Below are 26,936 nucleotides of genomic sequence, written 5' to 3' on the forward strand. Positions count from 1 at the left end.
GCATTGGCCCTTGCGCTTGCCACCAATGCCCGGACAGCCTAGTGCCCGCGCGGGTTTTCGGCACCAGAACAACCGCCACCAGAACAACCGCCACCAGCTAAGGAAAAAAATGGCCAACGTCACCGTGATCGGCGCCCAGTGGGGCGATGAGGGCAAGGGCAAGATCGTCGATTGGCTGGCCAGCCGCGCCGATGTGGTGGTGCGCTTTCAGGGTGGGCACAATGCCGGCCACACGCTGGTGATCGATGGCAAGACCTACAAGCTCAGCCTGCTGCCTTCGGGCATCGTGTCGGGCACCCTGTCTGTGATCGGCAATGGCGTGGTGCTCGATCCCTGGGCGCTGCGTGACGAGGTCGCCAAGGTTGAAGGGCAGGGCGTTTCGATCACGGATGAAAACCTTGCGGTGGCGGATAATTGCCCGCTGATCCTGCCGCTCCACCGCGATCTGGATGCCTTGCGCGAAACGGCGGCGGGCAAGGGCAAGATCGGCACCACCGGGCGCGGGATCGGCCCGGCTTATGAAGACAAGGTGGGGCGCCGCGCCATCCGCGTGTGCGATCTGGCGCATCTCGACACGCTGGAGCCGCAGCTTGATCGCCTCTGCGCGCACCACGATGCGCTGCGCGCAGGCTTCGGCCAGCCCCCGGTTGATCGTGCGGCCCTGCTTGAGGAACTGCGCGAGATTGCGCCCTTCGTGCTGAAATTTGCCCAGCCGGTATGGAAGCGGTTGAAGAAGGTGCGCCGCGCTGGCGCAAAGATCCTGTTTGAAGGCGCGCAGGGCGTGCTGCTCGATGTCGATCACGGCACCTATCCCTTTGTCACCTCGTCCAACACCGTCAGCGGCACGGCGGCATCGGGCAGCGGGCTTGGCCCCAATTCGACCGGCTATGTGCTGGGGATTGTGAAAGCCTACACCACCCGCGTCGGCTCCGGCCCCTTCCCAACCGAGCTGGAAGATGACATCGGCCAGCGGCTGGGGACACGCGGCCACGAATTCGGCACGGTGACGGGGCGCAAGCGGCGGGTCGGCTGGTTTGATGCGGTGCTGGTGCGCCAATCCTGCGCGATTTCCGGCGTGACCGGCATCGCGCTCACCAAGATCGACGTATTGGACGGGCTGGACCAGGTGGCGATCTGCACCGGGTATCGCCTGCACGGCAAGGTCTATGATTACCTGCCCAGCCACGCCGCCGATCAGGCCGCCTGCGAACCGATCTATGAAGAAATGGACGGCTGGCACGAAAGCACGGCCGGTGCGCGATCCTATGCCGATCTGCCCGCCAATGCGATCAAGTATATCCAGCGCATCCAGGAATTGATCGAATGCCCGGTGGCGCTGGTTTCGACCTCGCCCGAACGTGACGACACGATCCTGATGCGCGATCCTTTTGTGGATTGAGAAGAGGGTTTCACGCAGAGAGCGCAGAGGCGCAGAGGCGCAGAGGCGCAGAGGGGTTATGCCTGCGGCAAAGCCGCACTCCATCTGTAACACTTCGTCTTGCGGAAAGGTTTCGGATGATGAGGATGCCTGCGGCAGGCACAACATCTCCGCGCCTCTCCTTCTTTTCTCTGCGCCTCTGCGAGAAACAACCCGCGGCACAGCCGCGTAACCTTCTCCGCGCACCGGGAGTTGATCCCATCCGCAGGCGGGGTTTAGAATGCCGGGGATGAAACGCCTCGCCCTCCTCCCGCTGCTGGCTTTGGCTGCCTGCGCCAATCCGCCGCCCAAGGTGGCCGAAGTGCCGTCATCCGGGGCCACGCTGGCGCGTGAGGCCGCGCGGATCGTGCCGGAGCGTCGCTTTGCCAGCGTCGATTACCTGATCGTCGACAAGTCCGAACGGCTGATGATCGGCTATGCCGGGGGTCAGCCGGTCAAGGCATGGCGCGGGCTGCAATTCGGCGATGCGCCGCAGGGGCACAAGCAATTCGAAGGCGACGAACGCACGCCCGAAGGCCGCTATGTGATCGAAGGCCGCAATCCCGGCAGCGCCTATCATCTGAGCCTGAAAGTCTCCTACCCTGCACCTGCCGACCGGGCATTTGCGGAGTCACTTGGCCGATCGCCGGGCGGCGATATCTTCCTCCACGGGCAGCCCAACGCCCTGCCATTTGGGCGGATACCGGGCGACTGGACCGATGGCTGCATTGCCTTTTCCAATGCGGAAATCGAGGAATTGTGGCGGATCGTGCCCGATGGAACCGTGATCGAAATCAGGCCGTGATCCTGCCCGGAACGGGGCAGGGGCGGGCAGCGTTTGCCCCATCACACCGCCCACGCAGGGGACCAAACCCCCGCGACTAAGCAGTTATACTTGACCTGATCCGTTTTTGTTCTAGTCTCGTTCCAACATTATTGGAGTCGAGTCGATGCTGAACGTCGTTTCCGAACAGGTCGATTTTTCTTATGACTGCGCGCAGGATAGTGCCGGTCTGCCCGCGCGGGTGGCGATCTTTGGCGAGGACGAAGGGCTGCGACGCCAGATCGGGGCCGATCTGGGCGGGGCGGGGTTTCGCAACATTGATGGCGGCCCGGTGCGCGCGCTGCTCTCCGGGCCGATTGCGCTGCTTGGTGATGTGGTCATGGTTGATTGCCCGGTGACAGGCGCGCGCGGGATGGACGGGATGATGCTGGCCGGGCTGGCACGGCTCGATATGCGGGTGGCGCGATCGGGGGCGAAACTGATCGTGGCGACCAATATTGACGGGCTCGATGATGTGTTCGCTGTGCTCGATCAGCCCGCGCCGCAGATCCTCGTTGCACCCAGCCGCGCCGAACGCGTGATCGCGGTGGGCAGGGTGATGGGCGAAGCGGGCGCAGCGCGCCTGCGTGAAATGGGCGAGGAGGATCGCATCGCCTTGCTGCGCCTGTCACAACAGGTCGAAGCGATCGCCCATTCGCTTGACCGGATTTCGCAGCCGGAGGCGGGCAGCACGGCTTCGCTTGGTGAATTCAAGGCCGATTTCCGGTCCTATCGCCCTGACACGGAAGGCCCTGAATTGTCGGGCTTTGGTGGCGGGTCTGCGGCACCGCAATCCGGTGTTCGTGTCCCCTTGCCCGATCCGCGCATGGTGCGGCAGGTGATCGCCAATCGTCAGGCGCGCGGCAAGTTCTTCGATCCGGCGCTGTTTGGTGATCCGGCGTGGGACATGCTGCTCGATCTTACCGCCGCACATGGTGAAGGCACGCAGGTTTCGGTCACCTCGCTCTGTATCGCTGCGGGCGTTCCGGCGACCACGGCGCTGCGCTGGCTGACCCAGATGGTTGAAACCGGGATTTTCCTGCGCGTGCCCGATCCGGCTGACAAGCGCCGCGCCTTCATCGCGCTGAGCGACCGCTCGCTGGCGGGGATGGCCGGCTATTTCGCCAGCCTGCGCACCCCGATGACGCACGCGGCCTAGGTCGGGGGGCAGTAACGAAGCCGCACGGTAAGGCCGGGCCTATCCGGTTCACCAGTCGGCGCTGGCCCGCCCTGTGTTGGCCCGTCCCACACCTGCCGCGCGGCATCGGCGCGGGCGCGGGCGAGAATTTCGGGCGGCACCGCGCCGTCAATCAGCAGCACATCGGCTTCGCCCAGCAGGCGGACCTGCCGCAACGTCAGGTCTTCGGGATCGGGGCTGGTCAGGACAATTTCGACCATCCCTGCCTCGGGCTGTCCGGCGGTTCCCATCGCCCAATCTGGAACCTTTGCATGCGCATCAGGGGCAAACGGATCCAGCGCCCCGCCTTCGCGCAAACCCGCATCCACCGCGCGCCGCCGATCTGCCCCATCGGGAAAACGCTTGCGCAAGACTGGCCGCGCCGTCTCCAGCGCCCGTGCCAGCAGCCCCAGCGATTGCGGCAGCACCCGTTCCAGCCGCAGCCGCACGTGTTTGGCAAGGCCAGCCGATGCCCCGCCAGTCCCGATTGCCACCAGCAGGGGATCGCGGTCAAGAATGCTCGGCGTGGTGAAATCGCACAATTCTGGCCGGTCGACGACATTGACTAGCATCCCCGCACAGCGCGCGTTGATCGCCGCGACCTCGCAGGCCTTTGCGTCCTCATAGGCGATGAAGGCCAGCCGCACGCCTTCATCGATTGCGCGGGCAAGATCGTCCACCACCACGCCGCCCGCGCGTTCCACCAGCCGCCGCTTGGGTTCGGCCGCCGGGCCATCGCCCAGCACCAGCACCTGTTGTCCGGTGATCTGATGGAACAGCGGCAGGCTGGCGATGGTGCTCATGGGCGGCTCATCGGCGGCTCAGGCGAGCCATTCGGGCACGCGTTCGGCATCCATGATCGCGCCCGCCGCGATCCGGTCGGCAACCACGGCGAACTTGCCACCATCGACCAGCACTTCGGCCACGAAACCGCGCGAATTGTAGGATGATGCCATGGTTGCGCCATATGCGCCGGCGGTGCGGAACACCGCCAAATCGCCCGCCGCCAGCGCATCGCATTCGCGGCCCATGGCGAAGGTATCGCCGGTTTCGCAGATCGGGCCGACGATATTGGCGGTCATCTGCGCGCCCTTCGGCTCGACCGCCTCGAAATGGTGATAGGCACCATACAGGGCGGGCCGCGCCAGATCATTCATCGCCGCATCGACGATCACGAAAGGATCATTGATCCCGCGCTTTACCCGCACCACGCGGGTCAGCAGCACGCCCGCATTGCCCGCAATCACCCGGCCCGGTTCAAAGATCAGCTTGACCCCCCAATCGCGCGTCACCCGCGCCACCATCGCGCCGTACGCCGCCGGTTCGGGCAGCACCTCGCCCACCCGGTACGGCACGCCCAGCCCGCCGCCCAGATCGACATGGGTGATGGCATGGCCTGCCCCGCGCAGCGCCGCGACCAGCGCGCCGAGCTTGGTGAAAGCAGTCTCCAGCGGCGCAAGATCGGCCAACTGGCTGCCGATATGCACCGCCACGCCGCGCAGGTTCACCCCCGGCAGGCCCGCCAGCTTGCCAAAGATCTGCCCGGCCTCGCTGATCGGCACACCGAACTTGTTGTCGGCCTTGCCGGTCGAAATCTTGTCATGCGTTCCGGCATCGACATCGGGATTGATCCGCAAGGTGCACTGCGCTGTCATGCCCTTGGCTGCCGCTATTTCGGCAAGCTCCAGCCCTTCTTCCTCGCTCTCGATATTGAACTGGCCGATGCCTGCGTCCAGCGCGGCGATCATTTCCGCGGCGGTCTTGCCCACGCCCGAAAACACGATCATCTCCGGCGCAATTCCCGCGGCGAGCGCGCGTCGCATTTCGCCCACGGACACCACGTCCGCGCCCATGCCCTGCTTGCCCAGCACCTTCAGCACGGCAAGGTTGGGGTTGGATTTGACCGCAAAGGCGATCAGCTTGTCCGGCACATCGGCCAACGCCTCGCGGAACACCCGTGCGTGGCGTTCCAGCGTGGCGCGCGAATAGACATAGACAGGGGTGCCGACTTCGTCCGCGATGCGCGGCAGCGGCACGTCTTCGGCGTGCATCACGCCGTTCAGATAGGTGAAATGGTCCATGGCTCTTTTCGTTATTCGGGCGGTAAATCGAAGGGATCATCCTGCCGTTCCTCTGAACGGCGGCGCAGTTCCACGCTGCGTTCGGGCGCGGCAAGCGCATCGAGGCGCAGGAGTTCATCGGCGCTTGGCGGCGCGGTGGCACCATGCGGGGCAATCGGCAGGCTTGCGCCTTCGGGCGGGGTGAGCTGCGCGCGCGAACCGCAGGCGGCAAGCAGCAGCGCGCTGCCAAGAACAACCGCAATCCGCATCATGCCTCCATCCCCGGCGCCTGTCCCAGCGCCTGATTTGCCCGTTCGACCTGCAAACGGACCTGCGCGGGGGCGGTTCCGCCGTAAGAACTGCGCGCCGCGACCGAGGCATCGACCGACAGCGCGGCATAGACCCGCTGATCGATCCGCGCATCAATGGCTTGCAGGTCTTCGAGCGGCAATTGGTCAAGCGCCAGCCCGCGGCTTTCGGCCAGCTTTACCGCGCTGCCGGTGATGTGATGCGCCTCGCGGAACGGGATTCCGGCCTCGCGCACCAGCCAGTCGGCCAGATCGGTTGCGGTGGCATAGCCCAGTTCGGCAGCGGCGCGCATCCGGGCGGTGTTGAAGCTGCTGCCGGCGATCATCCCGGTCATCGCCGCGATGCCGAGGCCCATCAGGCTGGCCGCTTCGAACACCGGCGGTTTATCGTCCTGCATATCCTTGGAGTAGGCCAGCGGCAGGCCTTTCATGGTGATCATCAGGCTGGTGAGCGCGCCGATCACCCGCCCGGAATGCCCGCGCACCAGTTCGGCGGCGTCGGGGTTTTTCTTCTGCGGCATGATCGACGAACCGGTCGAAAGGCTGTCGGGCAGGCGGATGAAGCCGAAGGGCTGGCTGGCCCACAGGATCAGTTCTTCGGCCAGCCGCGACAGGTGCAGCGCGGTGGTGGAGCAGACATAGAGGAAATCGAGCGCGAAATCGCGGTCCGACACGGCATCCAATGAATTGGCGGTCGGCGCATCGAACCCGAGCGCGCCTGCGGTTGCATCGCGATCGATCGGAAAGCCGGTGCCCGCCAGCGCCGCGCTGCCCAGCGGGCATTCGTTCATCCGCGCGCGCGCATCGGCCAGCCGCGAACGATCACGCCGCAGCATCTCGTAATAGGCCATCAGGTGGTGGCCCAGAGTAACCGGCTGGGCGGTCTGGAGGTGGGTGAAGCCGGGCATGATGCTGTCCGCATGCTCGCCCGCGCGGGTCACCAGCGCGCCTTGCAGCGCGGCAAGGCCCGCGTCCATCTGGTCGAAAGCCTCGCGCACCCACAGGCGGAAATCGGTCGCCACCTGATCATTGCGGCTGCGCGCGGTGTGCAGGCGCCCGGCGACGGGGCCGACCAGTTCGGCCAGCCGCGCCTCGGTGGTCATGTGGATGTCTTCAAGATCCCAGTTTTCCGGCACGCCGTTCTGCGCATATTCGCCCGCAACCGCATCCAGCCCGCCGGCGATCACCCCGGCATCCTCGGCCGAGACGATCCCGGCTGCGCCCAGCATCGCGACATGGGCCTTGGAGGCGGCGATATCCTGCCGCCACAGCGCCTTGTCGAAGGGAATCGAGGCGTTGATTTCGCGCATGATCGCGCTAGGGCCAGCAGCGAAGCGCCCGCCCCACATCGCGTTGGTTGCGCCCTTGTCGGTTGAAACATCCCCGGAGCCTGTCATGTCCCGCTCGTCGCTCATTCTTGGTCTGTCGCTCCTGCTCTTGGCGGGATGCGATAGGGCCGCCGAAGCGCCAGCGCAACCGGCACCCGAAAGCGCCGGCGCTGGGGATGTGGTGCGCCAGTTTGCCGGAACCCCGCTACCGGCGATGACCTTTGCCGATGCGGATGGCAACAGCCTCGATCTGGCGGCGCAGGATGGGCCGGTGCTGATCAACCTGTGGGCCACCTGGTGCGCGCCCTGCGTGGTCGAGATGCCGCAGCTCGATGCGCTTGCCGCCGAGCTGGAGGGCGAGGTGCGGGTCATCACCATCAGCCAGGATGTGCGCGGGGCCGAGGTTGTCACGCCCTTCTTTGACGACAGGGGCTTTGCCCGGCTCGAACCGTGGCTTGATCCCGATGCCAGCCTGTCCGCGCAGTTCACGCCCGAAGGCCTGCTGCCGCTGACCATCTTGTTCGATGCACAGGGCAAGGAGGCGCTGCGGGTGGCAGGCGGTTACGAATGGGACAGCCCCGAGGCCATCGCCCTGATCCGCAACAGGCTTGCAGCGGAGTAGGATTGCCGCGCGCCGTCGCGGTTCCGGTTCCCGTCTTTCGCACAATCGCCCAAGGTGTGCCTGGGCTCGACCAGCGGCATTTTGCCTGTCAGGAAAGGCGTTAGTCTGGCGCGCAACCGTCATTCATAAGGGGGATAATCATGAAACATCGCTGGATCGCCGCTGCCTTGCTGGCCACGAGCGCGCTCGCCGCGCCGATGGCGCATGCGCAGGAGAGCGAAACCATGCTGCTGCGCGATCCGGCGCTGTCGGACAATGCGCTCGCGTTTGTCTATGCCGGCGACATCTGGATCGCCGCGCCCGATGGCAGCAACCCGGTGCGGCTGACCTCTCACCCGGCGGACGAGCGTGATCCGGTCTTCTCGCCCGATGGCACCAGGATTGCCTATACCGCCAATTATGATGGCAATGCCGATGTGTTCGTGATCGACGTGCGCGGCGGTGAGCCGCAGCGCCTGACCTGGCACCCGGGCGATGATACCGCGGTCGACTGGGCGCCGGATGGCACGGCAGTGGCGATGGTGAGCGCGCGCGAACGCCGGTCGGGCCGATCGGCCCAGCTTTATCATGTCGGGCTGGATGGCGGCCTGCCGCAGAAGATTTCCGAAGCGCAGGTCTTTTCGGGCAGTTATGACGAAAGCGGGCGGATCTTCGCCAATGTGCCGTGGGGCTCGGCCAATGCGGTGCTGACCGGCGGGGTCAATGGCTGGCGCGGCTATCGCGGCGGGCGCACGCCGTCGCTCCAGCTGATCGATTTTACAGCTGGTACCAAGACCGACATTCCGGGCGATCGCACCAGCGAATTCGATCCGGTGTGGATGGGCGGCAAGCTTTATTTCCTGTCCGATCGCTGGAACACGCGGTCCAACATCTTCAGCTATGATCCGGCCACCGGCGAGGTCGCGCAGATCACCCGCGAAAGCGATTGGGACATCCGCAATATCACCGCCAATAACGGACGCATCGTCTATGAGGCGGGCGGCGTGTTCCACGCGCTCGACGTGGCGAGCGGCACCATCAGCCGCCTGCCGATCACGCTTGTCGCGGATCTGCCCGCGCGTCGTCCGGGCTGGAAACAGGTGGGCGACCAGATGACCAGCGCGGCGCTTTCCCCCTCGGGCGCACGGGTTGCGGTGACCGCCCGCGGCGAAGTGTTCACCGTGCCGACCGACAAGGGCGCGGCGCGCAACATTTCGCAAAGTGCAGCGGTGCGCGATTACTCCGCGATATGGTCGGATGACGGCACCCGGCTGGCCTATGTCACCGACGACGGGGCAGGGCAGGTGCTGGTGATCGAGGACCAGAGCGGCATCGAACCGGCCCGCCGCATCCCGCTGAGCGAGACGTTCCATGAATTGATGGCGTGGGGCAATGAAGGCCGGCATATCCTTTATGCCACCAGCAACCTGACGCTGCGCGCGTTCGAGGTGGCGAGCGGGACGAGCTGGGAGATCGCGCAAAGTCCGCGGCGCAACGGCAATTTCGATGCCACCATCTCGCCCACGGGCCGGTGGGTGGCCTACACCACCCGCGGCGCGAACGAGAACGCTGCGCTCAACCTCTATGACCTTGCCAACCGTCGCAATCATGCGGTGACCAGCGGGTTCGCCGATATCGGCTCGCCGCAGTTCTCCAAGGACGGCAAGCTGTTGTTCTTCAGCGCCTCGACCAATGCCGGTTCGGTCTATTCCGGGCTCGACATGACGACGCAGGATCGCCCCTATCGCGCCGCGCTTTATGCCGCGGTGCTTGAGGCTGACGGCAAATCCCCGCTCGCCCCGATCCTCGCCAACGAGGAACCGGACAAGGCGGACAAGGATAAGAACGCCGAAAACGGCAAGGACAAGAAGGGCGCCGCCGCCGCCAAGGATCCGGCCCCGGTGGTCGATCCGGCCGGGCTGGAACGCCGCATCATCGCGCTGCCGGTGGCCGAAGCCGCCTATGGCAGCCTTGCCACCGCCAAGGACGGCGCACTGTTCTTTATCGAGCGGGTCCAGCCCGGCGTCGCCACCGGCCCCGGCAGCGGGCAGGAACGCGCGCGGCTGATGCGTTTCGATTTCGAGGAGCGCGAGGCCGAACAGGTCGGCGAAGGCATGGTCGCGGTCAGCACGGATGCCAAGGGCGACAAGCTGCTTTTGATGAAGGCCGACAGCAGCCTTGTCACCGCCGATGCGGGCAAGAAGCTTGAACCCAAGCCGGTGAGCCTTGCCGGGGTGAAGCTGAATGTCGATCCGCTGGCCGAATGGAAGCAGATTTTCGGCGATGTCTGGCGGATGGAGAAGGAATATTTCTACGATCCCGGCCTGCACGGGCTCGACTGGGCCGGTGTACGCGCCAAGTTCGAACCCTTTCTCCCCCATCTCGGGCGGCGCGAGGATCTGAACGAATTGCTGGTCGAGATGACCGGCGAAATGGGCGTTGGCCACAATTACTTGGGCGGCGGCGATGTCTATGACAACAGCGCGGCTGCGCCCGGCCTGCTGGGCGCGGATATCGCGATCGAGAACGGGCGCTACCGGATCACGCGGATCTTCACCGGCGAACAGTGGAACCCGTTTGTCCCGGCCCCGCTGGCGGCCCCCGGCGTCGATGTGAAGCAAGGCGATTATATCATCGCCATCAACGGCCAGATGATCGGCGCGGGCGACAATATCTATGCCGCCCTGTCGGGTTCGCGCGGCGGCCAGGTGGCGCTGACGGTGGCGAGCACGCCCGATGGCCCGCGCCGCACATCGACGGTTGAACCGGTCGGCAACGAAAGCGCGCTGCGCCTGTGGGCGTGGATCGAGGGCAACCGCAAGCGGGTGGACGAGGCGACCGATGGACGGGTCGCCTATGTCTACATGCCCAACACCGCCGGGGCAGGCTTTACCTTCTTCAACCGGATGTATTTCGCCCAGACCGACCGGCAGGCGCTGATCCTTGACGAACGGTCCAATGGCGGCGGGCAAGCGGCCAATTACATCATCGACGTGCTGAGCCGCAAATGGCTGGCAGGCTGGAAGGACCGCGAAGGAATGGATTGGTCGACCCCGGGCGGCGGAATCTACGGCCCCAAGGTGATGCTGATCGATCAGGATGCCGGATCGGGCGGGGACTGGATGCCCTATGCCTTCCGCGAAAGCGAGATTGGCACGCTGATCGGCATGCGCACCTGGGGCGGCCTGATCGGGATCAGCGCCAACCCCGGACTGATCGATGGCGGAAGGCTGACGGTGCCGTTCTTCCGTTTCTATGACACGCAGGGCCGCTTCAGCATCGAGAACGAAGGCGTTGCGCCCGATATCGCGGTGGCACTGGACCCGCTCGCGCTCGACCGCGGGCAGGACACCCAGCTCGAAGCTGCGATCGGCGTGGTGCTGCAACAGCTTGAAAACGCGGATCTGCCGGCGAGGACGCCGCCGCCTTACCCGACCGAAATCGGCAAGTGATCGACCGGGCGCGGGCCGGACGAGGCCTGCGCCCCATCGGGCAATCTGATTGTGATGGGAAACATGGTGGGCGGTAACGGGCTCGAACCGCTGACCCTCTCGGTGTAAACGAGATGCTCTACCAACTGAGCTAACCGCCCCTGCGCCGCGTGGTGCGTGGCGGGCTTTAGCGGGGTTTGGAGCCGGGTCAAGTCGCTCTGGCCGCCGCGCGCCGCAGCGGCTAGGGCGGCGGGGATGACGACCCCTTGCATCCTTGTTCTTGGCACCGGCGGCACGATTGCCGGTGCGGCCGGAAGCGCCACCGGCGGTGCGTACCGGGCAGGCGGATTGGCGCTGGCGGCAATGCTGCAGGAACTGGCTGCGCTGGGCCTGAATGCGCAGCTGGTGCCGAAGGAAATCGCCCGCATCGGATCGCAGGATATCGGCTGGGCCGAATGGCAGGCGCTGCACACCGCCTGTGCTGGCGCGATGGATGATCCGGCGGTCACCGGCATCATCATCACCCACGGCACCGATACGGCGGAGGAAACCGCGTTCCTGCTCGACCTGACCCTGCCGACCGCCAAGCCGGTGGTGCTGGTCGGCGCGATGCGGCCCGCCGATGCGGTGGGGGCCGACGGGATGCGCAACTTCGCCAATGCGGTAAAGGTGGCAAGTGATTCGCAGGCGGCAGGGCGGGGCGTGCTGCTGGTGATGGGCGACGGAGTGCTGGCCGCCCGCGATGCGCGCAAGGCCGCAACCGCGGCGATTGATGCCTTCCGGGGTTACCCGCGCGGCCCGATCGCGCGGGTAACCCCGGCGCGGATCGACTGGTTCGGCCCGCCGCACCGCGCCGGAACAGGAGCGGGCGAGCCCGCGCGCCATGCCTTCCCCGGGCACCTGCCGCGCGTCGCGATCCTTGCCGCAGGGGCAGGGATGGATGAACAGCCGGTCGAAGCGCTGCTGGGCATTGGCGCAAGCGGCGTCGTGCTGGCCGGGATGGGGCAGGGCAATGCGCCCGCCTGCGTGCTGGCGGCGCTGGCCCGTGCGGCGGCGGCGGGCGTGCCGGTGGTGCGATCAACCCGCGTTGATGAAGGGCTGGTGGATCGCAATGTCGAGGTCGATGACGACGCGTTGGGGCTGGTGGCGGCCCGCGCGCTTGGCCCGGCCAAGGCGCGGGTGCTGCTGATGGTGCTGGTGGCAAACGGCATCACTGATGCGGCAAGCGTGCAGGCGGCGTTCGACGCAGGGTGAATCAGGCGGGCGTTGGCCGGGGCGATCAGACCAAGGAGGCTGCTTCCTTGATGGCGCGGCGGATGCTCATATAGGTTGCGCAGCGGCACAGATTGCCGCTCATGGCTTCATCGATGGCCGCATCATCGGGTGCCGGATTGTCGCGCAGCAGCGCGGTCGCCGCCATGATCTGGCCCGACTGGCAATAGCCGCACTGGGGCACATCATTGGCGACCCACGCGGTGCGAATGGCATCGGCTGCCCCGCCTTCGACCCCTTCGATCGTGGTGATCTTTGCCCCGTCGAGCGCATCATGCGGGGTGACACAGGCGCGGGTTGGCGCGCCATCGACATGCACGGTGCAGGCACCGCACTGGGCAACCCCGCAGCCGAACTTCGTCCCGGTCATGCCCAGATGATCGCGCAGGACCCACAGCAGCGGCGTACCCGGCGCAGCGTCCACGCTTTCCGATTTTCCGTTGATATTGAGGGTGATGGCCATGTTCGCCTCCTTGTCCTAAGCGGTCTGCCGCGGGGGCAGCCTGAGTGTGTCACCCTCTGCCCCGATAAAGGGCAGGGTGCGCAGGCGGTGCCCGGTGGCGGCGAAGATCGCATTGGCCAGCGCCGGTGCTGCGGGCGGCGTCGGAGGTTCGCCCACGCCGCCCGGCGGGGCATCGGATGCGATGATCTCAACCTTGAAATCGCGCGGTGCCTCGCCCATCCGCAACACCCGCCAGCTGGGGAAATTGTCCTGCACGACCGCGCCGTTCTTCGCCGTGATCGCCCCGTAGAGCGCGTTTGACAGCCCGTAGATCGTGCCGCCTTCCACCTGCGCGCGCACATGGCGCGGATTGATCACGGTGCCTGCATCCACCGCGACCCACACGCCCGGAATGCGCAGCGCCCCGTCCTTGCCGACCGCGACTTCGATCACCGTGGCGACATAGGACAGGAACGAGCGGTGCACCGCGATACCCAGGCCGTGTCTATCGGGCAGCTTGCGGCCCCACTGTGCCATGTCGGCCGCCTTTTCCGCGACCTGCCGCAACCGCCCGGTATCGATCGGATATTCCTCCAGCGACGCACCATAATTGCCATATTTCGCGCCTTCGGCCGCAGGGTCCAGCTGGCGCGGCGGGCCGATCAGTTCAAGCAGATAGTCCTTCTGGTCGCGCCCGGCGGCATGGGCGAGTTCAGCCGCGAAGCTCTGCACCGCAAAGGCGTGGTAGATATTGGCGACCGAGCGCAGCCAGCCGATCCGAAGGTGCCCCTTGGCATTGCCGGATTCGACCCGCAGGTTGGGCGCGGCAAACGGCACATCGGTTGCCCCCATGCCCAGTTCGCCGTCGCTTGGTTCGCTCACCGAATTGTCGAAGGTCGAACTGATCGGAGGAAAGACCGAACGATGCAGCCACGCGGTGCAGGTGCCGTCCTTGTCCAGCCCCGCCTCGCAATATTGCGCGCTGACGGAGTGATAGAAGCCGTGCCGCACGTCATCCTCGCGCGTCCATGTGACTTTGACCGGCTTGCCGACTTCGCGCGCGATCAGCGCCGCCTCGATCACGAAATCGGGCTTGGACTTGCGCCCGAAGGCACCGCCCAGCCACGTCGGGGTGACTTTGATCAGTTCCTTGTCGATCCCCAGCGCCCCGGCCAGCGTCTCACGCGTGCTTTGCGGGTCCTGCACGCAGGCCCAGCATTCGAGCCGGTCGCCATCCCATTCGGCCGTCGCGCTGGGCGGTTCCATCGGGGTCTGGCCCAGATGGGGAGCGTAATATTCCGCCGTGACACGCGTTTCTGCCGCAGCCAGCGCCGCCCCGACATTGCCGCGCGAACGCCGCACCTTGCCGCTGCGCCGCGCGGTGGCCTGCATCTGTGCGGCATAGGTTTCAGAATCATAGCCGGCATTGGGGCCGTCAGCCCAGGCGATTTCCAGCGCACGGCGCCCTTCGATCGCGGCCCAGGTATTGCGCGCCACCACCGCCACCCCGCCCAGAGGCTGGTACAAGGCCGGCGGCCTGGCATCGGGCAGGCGCATGGTGCTGAGGACGCCGGGCACCGCGAGCGTTTTCGCGTCGTCGAAACTGCCGACCCGGCCGAACAGCTGCGGCGGGCGGGCGATCACGGCATGGACCATGCCGGGCCGCTGCACATCGATCCCGAAGGTGCCTTCGCCCCTGACGATGCGCGGCACCGTGAGCGAGGGTATCTCGGCGTTGATGTAACGCCATTCCCTGGGCGTCTTGAGCGTGATGTCGGCCTCCGCCGGCACCGCGAGCCGCCCCGCCAGTTCGGCCAGATTGCCATAGGACAGGGTTTCATCATTCTGGCTGTTGCTGACCAGACCCGCCTTGGCCGAACATTGGTCTTCCGGCAGTTTCCAGTAAAGCGCGGCCGCCGCCACCAGCATTTTCCGCATCGCCGCCCCGGCGACTCTCAGGCGGTGGAAATTGAAGCGCACCGAGCGCGAGCCATCGGTGTTCTGATCGCCGTAACGTTCATGCCCTTCGGCCTGCACGATCGTGACCTTGTCCCAATCGGCCTCAAGCTCGTCAGCGACGATCTGCGCCATCGACGTCCAGACCTGCTGGCCCATTTCCGAACGGTGGCAGGTGATCGTGACAGCGCCATCCTTGTCGATCGCGATCCACAGCGCCGGGGTGGCATCCCCGCCTCTCACTTCGGTCAGCGGGCTGGGGCCGGCATCCGGCAGGTCAAAGCCATCGGCATCAATGTCAGGCTCGACATAGGTCGAACATCCCGCCAGCGCCACGCCGAGGACGAACAGCCCCGCACCGCCGACAAAGGCGCGGCGGCTGAGATTGACATAGGGGCTGGCCTCGTCGCCTGCCGCGCCCGCCTCTGGTGCAGGAATGATACCGAGATCGCGCATTAACATCGGCTTTCCCCCTTCAGCCGGATCCCGAGTTTCTATCCGGCCACACATCCTTGGGCGACCCCGGTCGAGGTGGCAAGCATGCTTGGTCAAATACCCCAGCAATGGCGGGCTTTGGCGTTTTCCTCGCCGAGAGCGTAAGTTTGGCCTGCGACCCCGTATCGGACCTCTGATCGCGTCGCCGCGTGTCAAGCACGGGGCGGTGAGCGGGAGAACGGCAGGAAACCATCCATTCCCGCCACACGCGCCAATTGCCAGAAGCGGTCGTCTGGTGGGGCGGGGTTGCGTTTGCGCGCTAGGGTTACGCCCCACCCCTCCAAATCTTTCGCACGCGGGGCAGGTTAGCCCCAGGGCGTGACGAGGTATTTCTCGCCCGTCTTCATCTGCCGGTAATCGCTGATCGCGTCCTTTTCCAGCATGCCTTCCAGCGTCACCTTGGCCTTGTAATGGCTGGCAAAGGTGGTGGTGAGATTCTGCTGAACGCGGGTGCGCATCCGCACCACGGTTTCCATGCCTGCGCGCTGGAGGAACGGGGTCAGCAGCCAGCCCGAAATGCTCCACTGGAGGCCATAGGACGGGGTCAGGATCGTCGGGCCGAGGTCAAGCCGCCCGTACATGTACATCTTCTTGTCCTGGTTCGACCCATAGCGCGAAAACTCGCCCATCTGGGACGCGGCGACCTGTTCCATTGCCTTCAGCACGCCATCGCTGGCCTGCCCGCCGCCGATCGGATCAAAGCCGAGGAAGGCGCCGGTCTCGGCAATCGCGGCGCGCAGGTCGGCCATGTAGGTCGGGGCCGAGGAATTCACCACATGGGTCGCGCCCTGCGACTTCAGCAGTTCGACATGTTCGTCCTTGCGCACGATATTGACCAGCTTCATCCCGTCTTCCACGCAGATGCGGTTGAGCATCTGGCCGAGGTTGGACGCGGCGGCGAGGTGGATGATGGCGTCATGGCCTTCCATCTTCGCGGTTTCGACAAAGCCCAGCGCGGTCATCGGGTTGACGAAGCTTGACGCGCCTTCTTCCGCCGAATGGTCGCCCAGCGGCAGGCACATCATCGCATCGGCAATGGCATATTGGCTGAAGGCGCTGCCCGGAACGCAGGCGACCCGCGCGCCCATCAGCGCTTTTGCCATATCGCTGTCGCCGGTCGCGATCACGGTGCCTGCGCCTTCGTTACCGGCGGGCAGGCGCTGGCCGTGGCGGCCCTTCTGGCCCGACAGGAACGGCTCGGGCATCTGCGCGGCGACCTTGCCGGGGGTGTATTCGGCGTTCTCGAAGTCGGCGGCGCTGGTGAGGATCGCGAGGTCGGAGGGATTGATCGGCGCGGCCTCCATCTTGACCAGCACCTGATTGCCGGTGGGCGCGGGGAACTGGCTTTCCGCGACCTCCAGCGTCAGCTTGCCGTCGGCGGTGAGGGTGGTGAAAAGCTGCTTTCCGGTGGTGGTCATCGATCGTCTCCCGTTGTTGCTGATGCGCCTAGGCATTTCGGTTGCGAATGGCAACGGGCGCTCCGCTGACCCACCCCGCTGCGACTGACCTCGCCTGCGGCTCGGCAAGTCTCGCTCCCCTCCCGCAGGCGGGAGGGGTTAGGGGTGGGCACGTGTCATGGATAGGTCGCCTCGACAAAATACAGCCCATGCGCGGGCGCGTTCAGCCCCAGTGCACCGCGGTCGCGCGCGGCAAGGGCGGCGGCAAGGCGGGCTGCGTCCCATGTGCCGGTGCCGACCAGTTTCAGGCAGCCGACCATGGAGCGCACCTGGTGATGAAGGAAGCTGCGCGCGGCGGCGTGGATGTGCACTTCGTCGCCCATCCGCTCGACATCCAGCAGATCGAGCGTCTTGACCGGATCGGCGGCCTGACAATGGACGGAACGGAAGGTGGTGAAATCATGCCGCCCGACCAGCACCTGCGCGGCACGGTGCATCGCGTCTGCATCCAGCGGGGTTGCCACCTGCCACGCCCGGTCGCGCTGCAAGGCGAGCGGCGCGCGGCGGTTGACGATCCGGTAGAGATAGCGCCGCCCGGTGCAGGAAAAGCGCGCGTGCCAGTCATCAGGCACCACTTCGCAATGGGTCACGGCGATGGGATCGGGCCTGAGATGGGCGTTGATCGCGCCCATCAGGCGGAAGGGATCGAAGGGCTTGGCGATGTCCACATGGCTGCGCATCGCCAGCGCATGCACGCCTGCATCGGTGCGCCCGGCGCTGTGGACGCTGGCGGCCTCCCCGGTGATCCGGTGCAGCGCGTCCTCGACCGATTGCTGCACGCTTGGCCCGTTGGACTGGCGTTGCAGGCCGCTGAACGGCGTGCCGTCGAATTCGAGGGTGAGCGCGAAACGGGTCAAGCCAGCACCGTCCCCACCGCCACGGGCCGCCCGCGCAGGAAATCGGCGCGCGCCATCGCCGGCTTGCCCGCCCGCTGGAGCATCAGGGGCCGGATCGCGCATTGCCCGCAAGCGATGGCGAAGTCATCGTCCAGCACAGCGCCGGGGTTGCCGCTTGCCTCGATCACCTCGGCCAGCAACAGCTTCACGCGTTCGCCCTCAAGCAAGAACCACGCGCCGGGGAAGGGGGCGAGGCCGCGCACTTGGCGTTCGATCACCTCGGCGGGTTCGGCCCATTCGATTTTGCTTTCCGCCTTGTCGATCTTGGGGGCGTAGATCGCCGCGCTGTCGGCTTGCGGTTCGGGCGGGAAGGCGGCGAGATCGCCCAGCACCTCCACCATCGCCTGCGCGCCCAGCACCGCGAGTTCCTCGGTCAGCTCGCCCGTGGTCTTGCACCCGACCGGCACCGCAACCTTGTGCAGCATCGCACCCGTGTCCAGTCCCGCTTCCATCTGCATGATCGTGACGCCCGTTTCGGCATCGCCCGCCATTACCGCACGGTGGATCGGCGCTGCTCCCCTCCACCGGGGGAGCAGGCTGGCGTGGATGTTGAGGCAGCCATGCGTTGGCGCATCGAGTACCGCCTGCGGCAGGATCAACCCATAGGCCGCGACCACCGCCACATCGGCATTCAGCGCGGCGAATTCGGCCTGCGCCTCGGCGTTGCGGAGCGACACTGGCGACCGCACCGTCAGCCCCAGACCTTCCGCCGCCACCTGCACCGGCGTGGGCCGCAACTGCTTGCCCCGGCCAGCGGCACGCGGCGGCTGGGTGTAGACGCAGGCGATTTCGTGCCCCGCTGCATGGAGCGCGCGCAGGGCGGGAACCGCGAAATCGGGCGTCCCCATGAAGATGATGCGCATAAGCTTGCCCCGCGGCCTTTGTGAAGCGAAGCGCAGGCCCTATCTCTCCCCCCATGGCATCGCAAGAGATCGAAGCTCTGAGTTCCGCGCTCGCCCGCCTGCCGGGCCTTGGCCCGCGTTCGGCGCGGCGGGCGGTGCTGTGGCTGGTCAAGCACCGGGAACAGGCCTTGCCCGCGCTGCTGGAGGCATTGGCGGCAGTCTCGGAAACGCTGGTGGAATGCCAGACTTGCGGCAATGTCGACACAAGCGACCCCTGCGGCATCTGCACCGATCCGCGCCGCGATGCGCGGTTGTTATGCGTGGTGGAAGAGGTGGCGGACGTGTGGGCGCTGGACCGCGCACGGCTGTTTGCAGGGCGTTACCATGTGCTGGGCGGGCGGCTGTCGGCCTTGGACGGCATCGGGCCTGAGGATCTGGGCATCGCCAGCCTGCTCGCCCGCGTCGAAGACGGCGGCGTGGACGAAGTGGTGCTGGCCATGAACGCGACATTGGAAGGCCAGACCACCGCGCATTACCTCGCTGAACGGCTGGAGGCTTTCCCGCTGCGAGTGACGCAATTGGCCCACGGGCTGCCGGTCGGCGGCGAGCTGGATTACCTTGATGACGGCACGCTGGCCCAGGCCTTGCGGGCGCGTCGGCCGGTGGGGTGATGCGTTGGTGATCTCCTGCAACAGCAGGAGTCCATCGGCGCGATGGGTTCCTGTTCTGGCAGGAACGCAGATCAGTTGAACAAGCGGCGTTCTCGGCCTAAATGAGCTGTCATGGCTATCCGCGAAATCCTCGAAGTGCCGGACCCCCGGCTCAAGACCATCTCCACCCCGGTTGAACCGCATGAGTTCAACGCCGACCTGCGCACGCTGGTCGAAGACATGTTCGAGACGATGTATGATGCCCCCGGCATCGGCCTCGCCGCGATTCAGGTCGGCGTGCCCAAGCGGGTGCTGGTGATCGATCTGCAACCCGATGACCCGGATGCAGAGCCGGTCGAATGCGCGCATGACGGCCACTCCCACACGCACCCGGCCACCAAAAAAGAACCGCGCGTCTTCATCAACCCGGTGATCCTCGACCCGGCGGACGAGCTTTCGACCTATCAGGAAGGCTGCCTTTCGGTCCCTGAAATCTACGCTGATGTCGATCGTCCGGCGACCTGCACGGTGCGCTATCAGGATCTCGATGGCAACACTCACGAGGAAGCGCTCGAAGGGCTGATGGCGACCTGCCTGCAGCACGAGATGGACCACCTCGAAGGCATCCTGTTCATCGACCACCTGTCGCGGTTGAAGCGCGCCATGGCGCTGAAGAAACTCAAGAAGATCCGTGTAGCGGCGTAATTTGTTGGCGAAGGCGCCTTACGCGCCTTTGTCCTCGCTAGACGCGCAGCAAAGCTGCGCACGCTGCGGGCGGCCTTGCGGCGCTTTGCGCCGATGCCTTTCCTCCTTTCTTCGTCACCCCGGCAAAGGGCGGGGTCCGGCTTTCTTGCGGAAATCCGTGCCACGCCACTAGCGTTCCCCATACGTTCCGTGTAGGGGATTGCCATGGACCCTGCGATTCTCCCGCTTGTCACCCTTGTTCTCGGCGCGATTTTCGGCGGCGTCGCCTGCTGGATTATCGCCTCGCGCCCGGTTGCCGATCTGCGCGCGCGGCTGGCCGTGGTCGAGCGTGAGGCGGATGAGCAGGAGGGCGAGTTCAAGCGCGCCATTGCCGAACTGGGCGAAGCGCGGATCGAGGTCGCCGGGCTGAAGGAACGTGCCGGGCAGGCCGATGGCTTGCTCGTGCGGCTTGATGCGGTGCAGGGCGAACGGGCGGCGCTGGCGCAGCGGCTGGCAGCGATCGAAAGCGCTTCTGCCGAGCGTGAGAAGGCCTTTGCGGAGCAGCGCAAGGGTCTGCTCGAAGCGCAGGAAAGCTTGCGCAAGGAATTCGAAAACGCGGGCAACAAGGTGCTCGAAGCGGCGCAGAAGACCTTTCTCGACCGTGCCGAGGCGCGTTTTCGCCAGTCCGAGGAAGCGGGCGAGGCGAAGATCAAGGCGCTGCTCACCCCGGTGGGAGACCGGCTGGCGAGTTACGAAAAACAGGTTGCCGAACTGGAGGCAAAACGCACCGATGCCTTCGGCCAGCTCACCGGCGTGATCGAGGAAATGCGAAAAGGGCAGGAAGATGTCCGACGCGAGGCGCAGCGGCTTGGCAATTCGCTGACCAACGCTCCCAAGGCGCGCGGGCGCTGGGGTGAGCGGGCGTTGCAGAACGTGCTCGAACAATGCGGGCTGGCCGAACATACTGATTTTCAACTCGAACAATCGATGGACACCGCCGATGGCCGCCTGCGGCCCGATGCGATCGTGAATGTGCCGGGGCAGAAGAAGCTGGTGATCGATGCCAAGGTGTCATTGAACGCCTATCAGGCCGCGTTCGAGGCCGATGACGAAGGCGAGCGCAAGCGGCATCTGGATCTCCACGCCAAATCCATGCGCGGCCATGTCCAGACGCTGGGTTCCAAAAGCTATCAGAGCCAGTTCGAGGACGCGCCCGATTATGTGGTGATGTTTGTGCCGGGCGAACATTTCGTCGCCGCTGCGCTCGAACATGACCCCGAATTGTGGGACTTCGCCTTCCGCAACAAGGTGCTGCTGGCGACACCGACCAACCTTGTCGCGATTGCGCGCACCGTGGCGCAGGTGTGGCGGCAGGACAAGATGGCCTCCGAAGCGGCGGAAATCGGGCGCATGGGCGCAGAATTATACGGCCGTCTCGAAGTCGCGGCGCAACATCTCAAACGCGTGGGCGGCGGGCTGGAAAGCGCGGTCAACAATTACAACAAATTCGTCGGCAGCTTTGAACGCAACGTGCTGTCGTCAGGGCGCAGGCTCGCGGAAAAGGGCGTCGATATCGGCAAGCGCGAGATCGAGGATGTGTCCTTGGTGGAAAGCGCCCCGCGCTACAACGCAGGCGATGCCGATGGGGTCGAGGCAGAATATCCGGCGCTGGAAGCGAAGAAGGACGCGGCGGAGTAGAACTCTACCGCTCAACCCCTGCCAGCACCTCATAGCCCAACACCGCTGCTGCCACCGCGGCGTTAAGCGAATCCGCACGCCCCAGCATCGGCATGGTCACGCGCAGATCGCAGGCCGCTTCGTAATCCTCCGGCAGGCCTTGCGATTCGTTGCCGACCAGAATGAAGCACGGCGCGCGGTAATCCGCCGCGCGATAGGGCACGGCGTCGCGCAGGCTTGCCGCCACCAGCTGGCCTTCACCCGCCCGCAGCCACGGCAGGAATTCCTCCCACCGCGCCTGCGCCACCGGCACGGTGAACACCGCCCCCATGCTGGCGCGAACGGCCTCGGCGCTGAAGGGATCGGCGCATTCATCGATCAGGATCAGCCCGCCTGCGCCCACTGCATCGCCGGTGCGCAGCATCGTGCCAAGATTGCCGGGATCGCGCAAAGCCTGCGCCACCAGCCAGATCGGCGCAGCGCTGCGGGTGAGCGCGGCGAGGCGGGTGTCCCATTCGTCGAATACGCCGGTCACGCTCTGGGCGTTGTCCTTGCCGGTGATCTTGGAGAGAATGTCGGGCGTGGTGGTGATCACCTCGCCGCCTGCCGCCATGACGTCAGCCTCAAGCCGCGCCAGCAAGGCGTGATCATCGCGCCCTTCGGCCATCACCAGCATTTGCGGCAAGCGGCCGATGCTGCGGGCATCTTCGAGCAGCCGCAGCCCTTCGACCAGGAACTGTCCGCTGCGCTTGCGATGCTTCTTGTCGCGCAAGGACCGCAGATATTTGACGGTCGGATTGGAAAAGCCGGTGATCTGCCTGCGCATGCGAGCCTGCTGACCGCAGCAAGGCCCCGCGTCAATCCCCGCGTCAATCTTCCCCGAATCCGGATTCGACCAGCGCGGCAAGCTCGGCCAGCACCGTTTCGGCATTTTCGCCTGCGACCAGCACCTCGATCACGTCGCCCTTGGCCGCGCCAAGCATCATCAGACCGAGGATCGATCCGCCCGCCGCGCTGTTGGGCGCCTTGCTGACGGTCACCGTCACCCCGTCGGGCAGGGCCGCGACCGCGCCGACGAATTTCGCGCTTGCCCGGGCGTGCAGACCTCGGCGGTTGACGATGGTGATGGTGCGGCGTGCTTCCCCCATGACGCCGCGCCTCAGGCCTTGGCCCGCGCCGGACCGCTAGCCTGTCCGAGCAGCTCGCTGGCGACGGTGATGTAGTTGCGCCCTGCGGTCTGCGCAGCGGCAACGGCAGCGGTCACATCCATCGCCTTGCGCGCGCCCGCCAGCCGGATCAGCATCGGCAGGTTGATCCCGGCAATCACCTCGACATGGCCTGCATCGAGCAGCGATATCGCGAGGTTCGAAGGGGTGCCGCCGAACAGGTCTGTCAGAATGATGACACCGCCGCCGGTATCGACCGCTTCGATTGCTTTCGCAATGTCGGCGCGGCGCTGTTCCATGTCGTCATTCGGGCCGATGCAGACGGTCACGATGCCATCCTGCGGGCCGACGACGTGCTCCATCGCCTCGACGAACTGGTCGGCAAGGCGACCATGGGTAACGAGGATCAAACCGATCATGCGTGAAATTGGGTCCGTTAACTGCCCGCCGGAAGCAGGCCTTAGGCGTTTCAACCGATCTGGGCAATGCCAGCTGTGTCCGTGCCGTGCCTAGCGCCGATCACGTTCGATCTCATACGCCGCGCGCGAGCCAAGATTGCGGTGCCGGACAGTGGGCGAAAATCCGGCGGCACGCAAGCCTTGGGCCATGCGTTCGGCGGTATAGACCGAACGGTGTCTCCCGCCGGTACAACCAAAGGCGATATGGACATAGGGCTTGCCCTGGACCTGGTAACGCGGGAGCAGCATCAGCAGCAGGTCACGAATGCGGGCAAAGGCCTCTGCAAAGGCCGGGTCGCGCTCGATATGCTCACCGACAGGCGCATCCTGTCCGGTCAGTTCGCGCAAGGCCGGCACCCAGTGGGGATTGTCGATAAAGCGCATGTCGAACACCAGATCGGCGAGCGGCGGCATCCCGCGCGCAAAGCCGAAACTGGAAAGCGTCAGCGTCATCGCGCTCTCGCTGCTGGCGGGAGCGAACAGCTCGCGGATGTGGGATTGCAGATCATTGCTGGTCATGGCGGTCGTATCGACCATGATCTCGGCCCAGCGCCGGAGCGGTTCGAGCAACTCGCGCTCGGCCGCGATGCCTTCCATCACCGGCCGTCCGGCAGCCAGCGGGTGGCGGCGCCGGGTTTCGTTGAAGCGGCGTTCAAGTTCTGTGCCCGAGCAATCGAGGAAGACGAAGGTAAGCGTGACATCGTCCCGCGCGGCCAGATCCTTGACCAGCGCGATGATGTCCGCCGGGACAAAGCCGCGGGTGCGCGAATCGAACCCGATCGCCAGCGGCCCGCGCGCTTCGTCGGGCATGGCCACCAGCCGCTTCAGCAACCGCACCGGGAAATTGTCGATCGTCTCCCAGCCAAGATCTTCCAGCACCGCGAGCGCGGTCGATTTGCCCGCGCCGGACAGGCCGGTGACAAACAGCAGCTGTTGTGGTGCGGGGGGCGGATCTGCGGTCTCGTTCATCATGCTCATTCTTGCGCGGGGGCGGCGGAAAGGGAAGGCGGATTTGCATTGGTGCCATGCAGCGCCAGCGCCCATTCGGCGCGCTGCGCGGGGGCAATGGTGCCGGGATCAAAGCGCAGCACCGGCACCGCCACGCCGCCGATTACGCGCCGGGGGAGCGGTGTTTCGGGCAGGCGTTCGCCCAGCGTCGTGTCCCGCGCCGCGCCCAGTTCCAGCACCAGCGCGACCGGAGCGGGCGCGGCAACCGGCACCTGCACAATGCCGATGCCGCGCAGTTCGATCAGTCCGGCAATATTGGGCGGCGGGCTGGCCATCAGCACATCGCTGATGTGCGTTCCCACTTGCGGTGCCGTGCGGATACCCGTGCGCATCAGTGTCACCGCGTCATCGCCGATCAGTCCGGCGCCGCGATCGATCAGCGCCAGCGCAAGGCTCGATTTGCCGCTGCCCGGCGGCCCTTCGATCAGCAGGGCCCGCCCGCCAATCGCAACGGCGCTGGCCTGATGGACGAAGGGGCTGTCCGTGTTCATGCCGCCGCCGGCAGCCGCAGCCGCAAACACGCGCCGGGTGCGCCATCGCGCCGCGCATCGGCGGTGAGCGTGCCATCAAGCGCTTCGGCGATCGCGCGCGCAATGGCGAGGCCAAGGCCGGAGTGATTGCCAAAATCCTCCTCGGCCGGGCGCACCGAATGGAAGCGCCGGAACACCTTCTGGCGCGATTCCTCCGGGATGCCGGGTCCGTGGTCGCAGATGGTCAGCGTGACCCATTCGCCGTCATTGTCGATCTCCACTTCGATCGGCGCGTCGGGGGGCGAGAAGGACACGGCATTGTCGAGCAGGTTTTCGACCACGCGTTCGAGCCGCGCACCCACCCCGCGGACATTGGCGGCAGAACCGCGGATGGAAAGCTCGATCCGGCGGCCTTCATTCTCGGCGCGGTGTTCGCGCCCACCGATGATCGCGCGGACCAGATCGGCCAGCTGGATCCGTTCGAGGGTCGCCCGGCTCATTTCGGCATCGATCCGGCTGGCATCGGAAATCTCGCTCACCAGCCGGTCGATCCGCCGCACATCATGGGTCGCGATCTCGAACAGTTCCTGCCGCAGCGCCGGATCATCGACCCGCGGCAGCGATTCGATCGCACTGCGCAAGCTGGCGAGCGGGTTCTTGATCTCGTGCGCCACATCTGCCGCAAAGCTGTCGACCGCGTCGATGCGCTGGCGCAGCGCGCCAGTCATGTCGGACACCGCGCGGGCCAGCAGGCCGATCTCGTCACTGCGTTGCGGCAGGCGCGGCACCTCGACCTCGCGTTGACGCCCCTGGCGCACCCGCACCGCCGCGCGCGCGAGCTGGCGCAGGGGCGTGACGATGGTGCGCGCCAGGAACAGCGACAACAGCGCCGAAGCCGCCAGCACCAGCAGCATCGCAAAGCCCAGCGTGGTGCGCGCGGCGCGCACGCTTTCGGTAATGTCGACCGCGTTGCGCACGGTCAGCAAGGTCGCACCGTTGAGCCCCACTGGCGCGGCAGCGGTGATCACCGGCGTGCCGTCGCGCCAGTCATAAAGCCTGACCTGCGACAATCCCAGTTCGCGCGCGCGGGCGAGTTCGGGCCAGGCATCGGCCTCCTGCGCCTCGGGCTCGATATAGTCCTGCACCGGCTCGGCAGCGACGATGGTGTCGACCGTGCGATCCAGCCAGCGGGCTAATTGCTGTTCCCAGTCATCATCGGTGATGTCGTTGAAGCGGAAGGCGGGGTCGGCAAGTGCAAAACTGTCAGCGGTCAGCAGCCCATCGGCATCGAACATCCGCAGCCGCATGCGCTGTTCCTTGCCGATCTGCACCAGCAGCGCCTCCTGCCGCTCACGGCTGGCCCCGGCGAGCGCTTCGGCGGTGATCTGCGCCTCGATCCGGGCAAGCTTGAAGCGTTCATTGATCAGCTGCGTGCGGTAGCTGTCGAGATAGAGCAGGCCGCCGCCCATGATGGCCAGCGGCAGAATATTGACCACAAGGATGCGCGCCGTGAGCGCAAACCGCCCGGTCGCGCTCAGCTGTTCGCCGCCTGCCGCGGCCCGGATTGCATCAGGCATCGGTGAAGCTGTAGCCCGCGCCATAAAGCGTATCGATCGCGCCGAACCGGGAATCGACCATGCGGAACTTGCGGCGCATCCGCTTGATATGGCTATCGACCGTGCGATCATCGACGAAGACATCGTCGGGATAGGCGGCGTCCATCAACTGGTTGCGGCTCTTGATAACGCCGGGGCGGATCGCCAGCGCCTCCAGGATCAGGAACTCTGTCACGGTCAGGCTGACGATCTGCCCGTCCCAGGTGACCTGATGGCGGGCCGGATCCATGAACAGCCGCCCGCGGATCAGGCTCGCCTGTGCCGGTTCGGCGGGGTCGGCATTGCCGCTTCCGGTCTCCACCGGATCAGCGCGCCGCAGGATCGCGCGGATGCGGGCGACCAGCAGACGCAGGCTGAAAGGCTTGGCGATGTAATCATCCGCCCCCAGTTCAAGCCCCGCTTCCTCGTCGCTTTCGTCGTTTTTGCTGGTCAGGAAGATCACCGGCAGCGGTGAATGTTCGCGCAGTCGCCGCAGCAGTTCCATCCCGTCCATCTTCGGCATCTTGATGTCGAACACGGCCAGATCAGGCGGATTGTCGAGCAGCGCCTTCAACGCGGTTTCGCCGTCCGAATAGAGGCGGGTGGCAAAGCCTTCAGCCTGCAACGCGATCGATACGGTGGTGAGGATGTTGCGATCATCATCGACCAGCGCGATCTGCATCGCGCGCTGCCCGACCTCGCCCGTTTCCGGGCCGGTAGCGG

25 protein-coding genes and 1 tRNA gene are annotated in these 26,936 nt (G+C 65.9%); 9 read left to right on the forward strand and 17 right to left on the reverse strand.

Annotation, left to right across the window (positions count from 1 at the left end; genetic code table 11):
* Nucleotides 1–109: 109 nt before the first annotated feature.
* The 3 genes from BUA05_RS00380 to BUA05_RS00390 all read left to right on the forward strand — a co-directional run bounded on the left by BUA05_RS00380 (nucleotide 110) and on the right by BUA05_RS00390 (nucleotide 3,399).
* Nucleotides 110–1,399, forward strand: coding sequence for an adenylosuccinate synthase (locus tag BUA05_RS00380; protein WP_072672688.1), 1,290 nt, complete (start codon nucleotides 110–112; stop codon nucleotides 1,397–1,399).
* Nucleotides 1,400–1,667: 268 nt separating this feature from the next.
* On the forward strand, nucleotides 1,668–2,222 hold the full coding sequence (locus BUA05_RS00385; RefSeq protein WP_072672689.1) for a L,D-transpeptidase family protein: 555 nt from the start codon (nucleotides 1,668–1,670) through the stop codon (nucleotides 2,220–2,222).
* Between the two features lie 145 nt (nucleotides 2,223–2,367).
* On the forward strand, nucleotides 2,368–3,399 hold the full coding sequence (locus BUA05_RS00390; RefSeq protein WP_072672690.1) for a helix-turn-helix domain-containing protein: 1,032 nt from the start codon (nucleotides 2,368–2,370) through the stop codon (nucleotides 3,397–3,399).
* Here the strand turns inward: BUA05_RS00390 and BUA05_RS00395 are convergent.
* The 4 genes from BUA05_RS00395 to argH are packed head-to-tail and all read right to left on the reverse strand — an operon-like array spanning nucleotide 3,396 to nucleotide 7,134.
* On the reverse strand, nucleotides 3,396–4,220 hold the full coding sequence (locus BUA05_RS00395; protein ID WP_072672691.1) for a precorrin-2 dehydrogenase/sirohydrochlorin ferrochelatase family protein: 825 nt from the start codon (nucleotides 4,218–4,220) through the stop codon (nucleotides 3,396–3,398). The two genes, BUA05_RS00390 and BUA05_RS00395, sit on opposite strands and share 4 nt — an antisense overlap.
* An 18-nt stretch (nucleotides 4,221–4,238) precedes the next feature.
* On the reverse strand, nucleotides 4,239–5,498 hold the full coding sequence (lysA, locus tag BUA05_RS00400; RefSeq protein ID WP_072672692.1) for a diaminopimelate decarboxylase: 1,260 nt from the start codon (nucleotides 5,496–5,498) through the stop codon (nucleotides 4,239–4,241).
* An 11-nt stretch (nucleotides 5,499–5,509) separates the two neighbouring features.
* Nucleotides 5,510–5,746, reverse strand: a complete 237-nt coding sequence (locus BUA05_RS00405; RefSeq protein WP_072672854.1) for a hypothetical protein — start codon at nucleotides 5,744–5,746, stop codon at nucleotides 5,510–5,512.
* The gene (gene argH / locus BUA05_RS00410) at nucleotides 5,746–7,134 is read right to left on the reverse strand and encodes an argininosuccinate lyase (RefSeq protein ID WP_072672855.1); all 1,389 of its coding nucleotides are present in this window, start codon (nucleotides 7,132–7,134) and stop codon (nucleotides 5,746–5,748) included. Before argH ends, BUA05_RS00405 begins: the two co-directional genes overlap by 1 nt.
* A 46-nt stretch (nucleotides 7,135–7,180) precedes the next feature.
* Between argH and BUA05_RS00415 the strand changes: the two genes are divergently transcribed.
* Entirely contained in the window at nucleotides 7,181–7,735 is a 555-nt protein-coding gene (locus BUA05_RS00415) for a TlpA family protein disulfide reductase (protein WP_072672693.1), read from the forward strand.
* Between the two features lie 140 nt (nucleotides 7,736–7,875).
* A complete protein-coding gene (locus tag BUA05_RS00420; RefSeq protein ID WP_072672694.1) occupies nucleotides 7,876–11,166 on the forward strand; it encodes a S41 family peptidase in 3,291 nt (1,096 codons plus the stop codon).
* 64 nt (nucleotides 11,167–11,230) lie between these two features.
* On the opposite strand, the gene BUA05_RS00425 is transcribed toward BUA05_RS00420, so the two are convergent.
* Nucleotides 11,231–11,306, reverse strand: a tRNA-Val gene (locus BUA05_RS00425).
* Nucleotides 11,307–11,400: 94 nt separating this feature from the next.
* On the opposite strand from BUA05_RS00425, the gene BUA05_RS00430 reads away from it, so the two are divergent.
* Nucleotides 11,401–12,399 (forward strand): asparaginase, encoded by a 999-nt coding sequence (locus BUA05_RS00430; RefSeq protein WP_072672695.1) that lies wholly within the window; start codon nucleotides 11,401–11,403, stop codon nucleotides 12,397–12,399.
* A 25-nt stretch (nucleotides 12,400–12,424) separates the two neighbouring features.
* Here the strand turns inward: BUA05_RS00430 and BUA05_RS00435 are convergent, their stop codons facing one another.
* The 5 genes from BUA05_RS00435 to fmt form a co-directional block, all read right to left on the reverse strand.
* Nucleotides 12,425–12,880, reverse strand: a complete 456-nt coding sequence (locus BUA05_RS00435; RefSeq protein ID WP_072672696.1) for a (2Fe-2S)-binding protein — start codon at nucleotides 12,878–12,880, stop codon at nucleotides 12,425–12,427.
* A gap of 15 nt (nucleotides 12,881–12,895) precedes the next feature.
* Complete coding sequence (locus tag BUA05_RS00440) at nucleotides 12,896–15,277, reverse strand: xanthine dehydrogenase family protein molybdopterin-binding subunit (protein ID WP_084662386.1); 2,382 nt, start codon at nucleotides 15,275–15,277, stop codon at nucleotides 12,896–12,898.
* Nucleotides 15,278–15,615: 338 nt separating this feature from the next.
* Nucleotides 15,616–16,728 carry a zinc-binding dehydrogenase gene (locus BUA05_RS00445; RefSeq protein WP_072672698.1) on the reverse strand — a complete coding sequence of 371 codons (1,113 nt, stop codon included), beginning with the start codon at nucleotides 16,726–16,728 and terminating at the stop codon, nucleotides 15,616–15,618.
* A gap of 155 nt (nucleotides 16,729–16,883) precedes the next feature.
* Nucleotides 16,884–17,624, reverse strand: coding sequence for a tRNA pseudouridine(38-40) synthase TruA (gene truA / locus BUA05_RS00450; protein WP_072672699.1), 741 nt, complete (start codon nucleotides 17,622–17,624; stop codon nucleotides 16,884–16,886).
* Nucleotides 17,621–18,526, reverse strand: a complete 906-nt coding sequence (fmt, locus tag BUA05_RS00455; RefSeq protein WP_072672700.1) for a methionyl-tRNA formyltransferase — start codon at nucleotides 18,524–18,526, stop codon at nucleotides 17,621–17,623. The genes truA and fmt overlap by 4 nt, the downstream gene beginning before the upstream one ends.
* 53 nt (nucleotides 18,527–18,579) lie before the next feature.
* On the opposite strand from fmt, the gene recR reads away from it, so the two are divergent.
* The 3 genes from recR to BUA05_RS00470 all read left to right on the forward strand — a co-directional run bounded on the left by recR (nucleotide 18,580) and on the right by BUA05_RS00470 (nucleotide 21,537).
* Nucleotides 18,580–19,176 carry a recombination mediator RecR gene (recR, locus tag BUA05_RS00460; protein WP_072672701.1) on the forward strand — a complete coding sequence of 199 codons (597 nt, stop codon included), beginning with the start codon at nucleotides 18,580–18,582 and terminating at the stop codon, nucleotides 19,174–19,176.
* A gap of 111 nt (nucleotides 19,177–19,287) precedes the next feature.
* Nucleotides 19,288–19,860 carry a peptide deformylase gene (locus BUA05_RS00465; RefSeq protein WP_072672702.1) on the forward strand — a complete coding sequence of 191 codons (573 nt, stop codon included), beginning with the start codon at nucleotides 19,288–19,290 and terminating at the stop codon, nucleotides 19,858–19,860.
* Between the two features lie 204 nt (nucleotides 19,861–20,064).
* A complete protein-coding gene (locus BUA05_RS00470; RefSeq protein WP_072672703.1) occupies nucleotides 20,065–21,537 on the forward strand; it encodes a DNA recombination protein RmuC in 1,473 nt (490 codons plus the stop codon).
* Nucleotides 21,538–21,541: 4 nt separating this feature from the next.
* Here the strand turns inward: BUA05_RS00470 and BUA05_RS00475 are convergent, their stop codons facing one another.
* The 7 genes from BUA05_RS00475 to BUA05_RS00505 all read right to left on the reverse strand — a co-directional run bounded on the left by BUA05_RS00475 (nucleotide 21,542) and on the right by BUA05_RS00505 (nucleotide 26,895).
* Nucleotides 21,542–22,342, reverse strand: coding sequence for a TrmH family RNA methyltransferase (locus BUA05_RS00475; RefSeq protein ID WP_072672704.1), 801 nt, complete (start codon nucleotides 22,340–22,342; stop codon nucleotides 21,542–21,544).
* 43 nt (nucleotides 22,343–22,385) lie between these two features.
* Nucleotides 22,386–22,664 (reverse strand): HPr family phosphocarrier protein, encoded by a 279-nt coding sequence (locus BUA05_RS00480; protein WP_072672705.1) that lies wholly within the window; start codon nucleotides 22,662–22,664, stop codon nucleotides 22,386–22,388.
* Nucleotides 22,665–22,675: 11 nt separating this feature from the next.
* Entirely contained in the window at nucleotides 22,676–23,101 is a 426-nt protein-coding gene (locus BUA05_RS00485; protein WP_072672706.1) for a PTS sugar transporter subunit IIA, read from the reverse strand.
* Nucleotides 23,102–23,191: 90 nt separating this feature from the next.
* On the reverse strand, nucleotides 23,192–24,118 hold the full coding sequence (gene rapZ, locus BUA05_RS00490) for an RNase adapter RapZ (RefSeq protein WP_072672707.1): 927 nt from the start codon (nucleotides 24,116–24,118) through the stop codon (nucleotides 23,192–23,194).
* Nucleotides 24,115–24,639 (reverse strand): HPr kinase/phosphorylase, encoded by a 525-nt coding sequence (locus BUA05_RS00495; RefSeq protein WP_072672856.1) that lies wholly within the window; start codon nucleotides 24,637–24,639, stop codon nucleotides 24,115–24,117. Before BUA05_RS00495 ends, rapZ begins: the two co-directional genes overlap by 4 nt.
* A complete protein-coding gene (locus tag BUA05_RS00500; protein ID WP_072672708.1) occupies nucleotides 24,636–26,195 on the reverse strand; it encodes a sensor histidine kinase in 1,560 nt (519 codons plus the stop codon). The genes BUA05_RS00495 and BUA05_RS00500 overlap by 4 nt, the downstream gene beginning before the upstream one ends.
* The gene (locus BUA05_RS00505) at nucleotides 26,188–26,895 is read right to left on the reverse strand and encodes a response regulator transcription factor (RefSeq protein ID WP_211277601.1); all 708 of its coding nucleotides are present in this window, start codon (nucleotides 26,893–26,895) and stop codon (nucleotides 26,188–26,190) included. The genes BUA05_RS00500 and BUA05_RS00505 overlap by 8 nt, the downstream gene beginning before the upstream one ends.
* Between the last annotated feature and the right edge of the window lie 41 nt (nucleotides 26,896–26,936).

Source organism: Erythrobacter sanguineus (genome assembly GCF_900143235.1).
GTDB lineage: Bacteria > Pseudomonadota > Alphaproteobacteria > Sphingomonadales > Sphingomonadaceae > Erythrobacter > Erythrobacter sanguineus.

What these genes read in the sequence shown, in the direction of transcription:
- BUA05_RS00380 (WP_072672688.1), top strand. Translation starts at nt 110, where the DNA reads ATGGCCAACGTCACCGTGATCGGCGCCCAGTGGGGCGATGAGGGCAAG.
- BUA05_RS00385 (WP_072672689.1), top strand. Translation starts at nt 1,668, where the DNA reads ATGAAACGCCTCGCCCTCCTCCCGCTGCTGGCTTTGGCTGCCTGCGCC.
- BUA05_RS00390 (WP_072672690.1), top strand. Translation starts at nt 2,368, where the DNA reads ATGCTGAACGTCGTTTCCGAACAGGTCGATTTTTCTTATGACTGCGCG.
- BUA05_RS00395 (WP_072672691.1), bottom strand. Translation starts at nt 4,220, where the DNA reads ATGAGCACCATCGCCAGCCTGCCGCTGTTCCATCAGATCACCGGACAA.
- lysA (WP_072672692.1), bottom strand. Translation starts at nt 5,498, where the DNA reads ATGGACCATTTCACCTATCTGAACGGCGTGATGCACGCCGAAGACGTG.
- BUA05_RS00405 (WP_072672854.1), bottom strand. Translation starts at nt 5,746, where the DNA reads ATGCGGATTGCGGTTGTTCTTGGCAGCGCGCTGCTGCTTGCCGCCTGC.
- argH (WP_072672855.1), bottom strand. Translation starts at nt 7,134, where the DNA reads ATGTGGGGCGGGCGCTTCGCTGCTGGCCCTAGCGCGATCATGCGCGAA.
- BUA05_RS00415 (WP_072672693.1), top strand. Translation starts at nt 7,181, where the DNA reads ATGTCCCGCTCGTCGCTCATTCTTGGTCTGTCGCTCCTGCTCTTGGCG.
- BUA05_RS00420 (WP_072672694.1), top strand. Translation starts at nt 7,876, where the DNA reads ATGAAACATCGCTGGATCGCCGCTGCCTTGCTGGCCACGAGCGCGCTC.
- BUA05_RS00430 (WP_072672695.1), top strand. Translation starts at nt 11,401, where the DNA reads ATGACGACCCCTTGCATCCTTGTTCTTGGCACCGGCGGCACGATTGCC.
- BUA05_RS00435 (WP_072672696.1), bottom strand. Translation starts at nt 12,880, where the DNA reads ATGGCCATCACCCTCAATATCAACGGAAAATCGGAAAGCGTGGACGCT.
- BUA05_RS00440 (WP_084662386.1), bottom strand. Translation starts at nt 15,277, where the DNA reads ATGTTAATGCGCGATCTCGGTATCATTCCTGCACCAGAGGCGGGCGCG.
- BUA05_RS00445 (WP_072672698.1), bottom strand. Translation starts at nt 16,728, where the DNA reads ATGACCACCACCGGAAAGCAGCTTTTCACCACCCTCACCGCCGACGGC.
- fmt (WP_072672700.1), bottom strand. Translation starts at nt 18,526, where the DNA reads ATGCGCATCATCTTCATGGGGACGCCCGATTTCGCGGTTCCCGCCCTG.
- recR (WP_072672701.1), top strand. Translation starts at nt 18,580, where the DNA reads ATGGCATCGCAAGAGATCGAAGCTCTGAGTTCCGCGCTCGCCCGCCTG.
- BUA05_RS00465 (WP_072672702.1), top strand. Translation starts at nt 19,288, where the DNA reads ATGGCTATCCGCGAAATCCTCGAAGTGCCGGACCCCCGGCTCAAGACC.
- BUA05_RS00470 (WP_072672703.1), top strand. Translation starts at nt 20,065, where the DNA reads ATGGACCCTGCGATTCTCCCGCTTGTCACCCTTGTTCTCGGCGCGATT.
- BUA05_RS00475 (WP_072672704.1), bottom strand. Translation starts at nt 22,342, where the DNA reads ATGCGCAGGCAGATCACCGGCTTTTCCAATCCGACCGTCAAATATCTG.
- BUA05_RS00480 (WP_072672705.1), bottom strand. Translation starts at nt 22,664, where the DNA reads ATGGGGGAAGCACGCCGCACCATCACCATCGTCAACCGCCGAGGTCTG.
- BUA05_RS00485 (WP_072672706.1), bottom strand. Translation starts at nt 23,101, where the DNA reads ATGATCGGTTTGATCCTCGTTACCCATGGTCGCCTTGCCGACCAGTTC.
- rapZ (WP_072672707.1), bottom strand. Translation starts at nt 24,118, where the DNA reads ATGAGCATGATGAACGAGACCGCAGATCCGCCCCCCGCACCACAACAG.
- BUA05_RS00495 (WP_072672856.1), bottom strand. Translation starts at nt 24,639, where the DNA reads ATGAACACGGACAGCCCCTTCGTCCATCAGGCCAGCGCCGTTGCGATT.
- BUA05_RS00500 (WP_072672708.1), bottom strand. Translation starts at nt 26,195, where the DNA reads ATGCCTGATGCAATCCGGGCCGCGGCAGGCGGCGAACAGCTGAGCGCG.
- BUA05_RS00505 (WP_211277601.1), bottom strand. Translation starts at nt 26,895, where the DNA reads ATGCAGATCGCGCTGGTCGATGATGATCGCAACATCCTCACCACCGTA.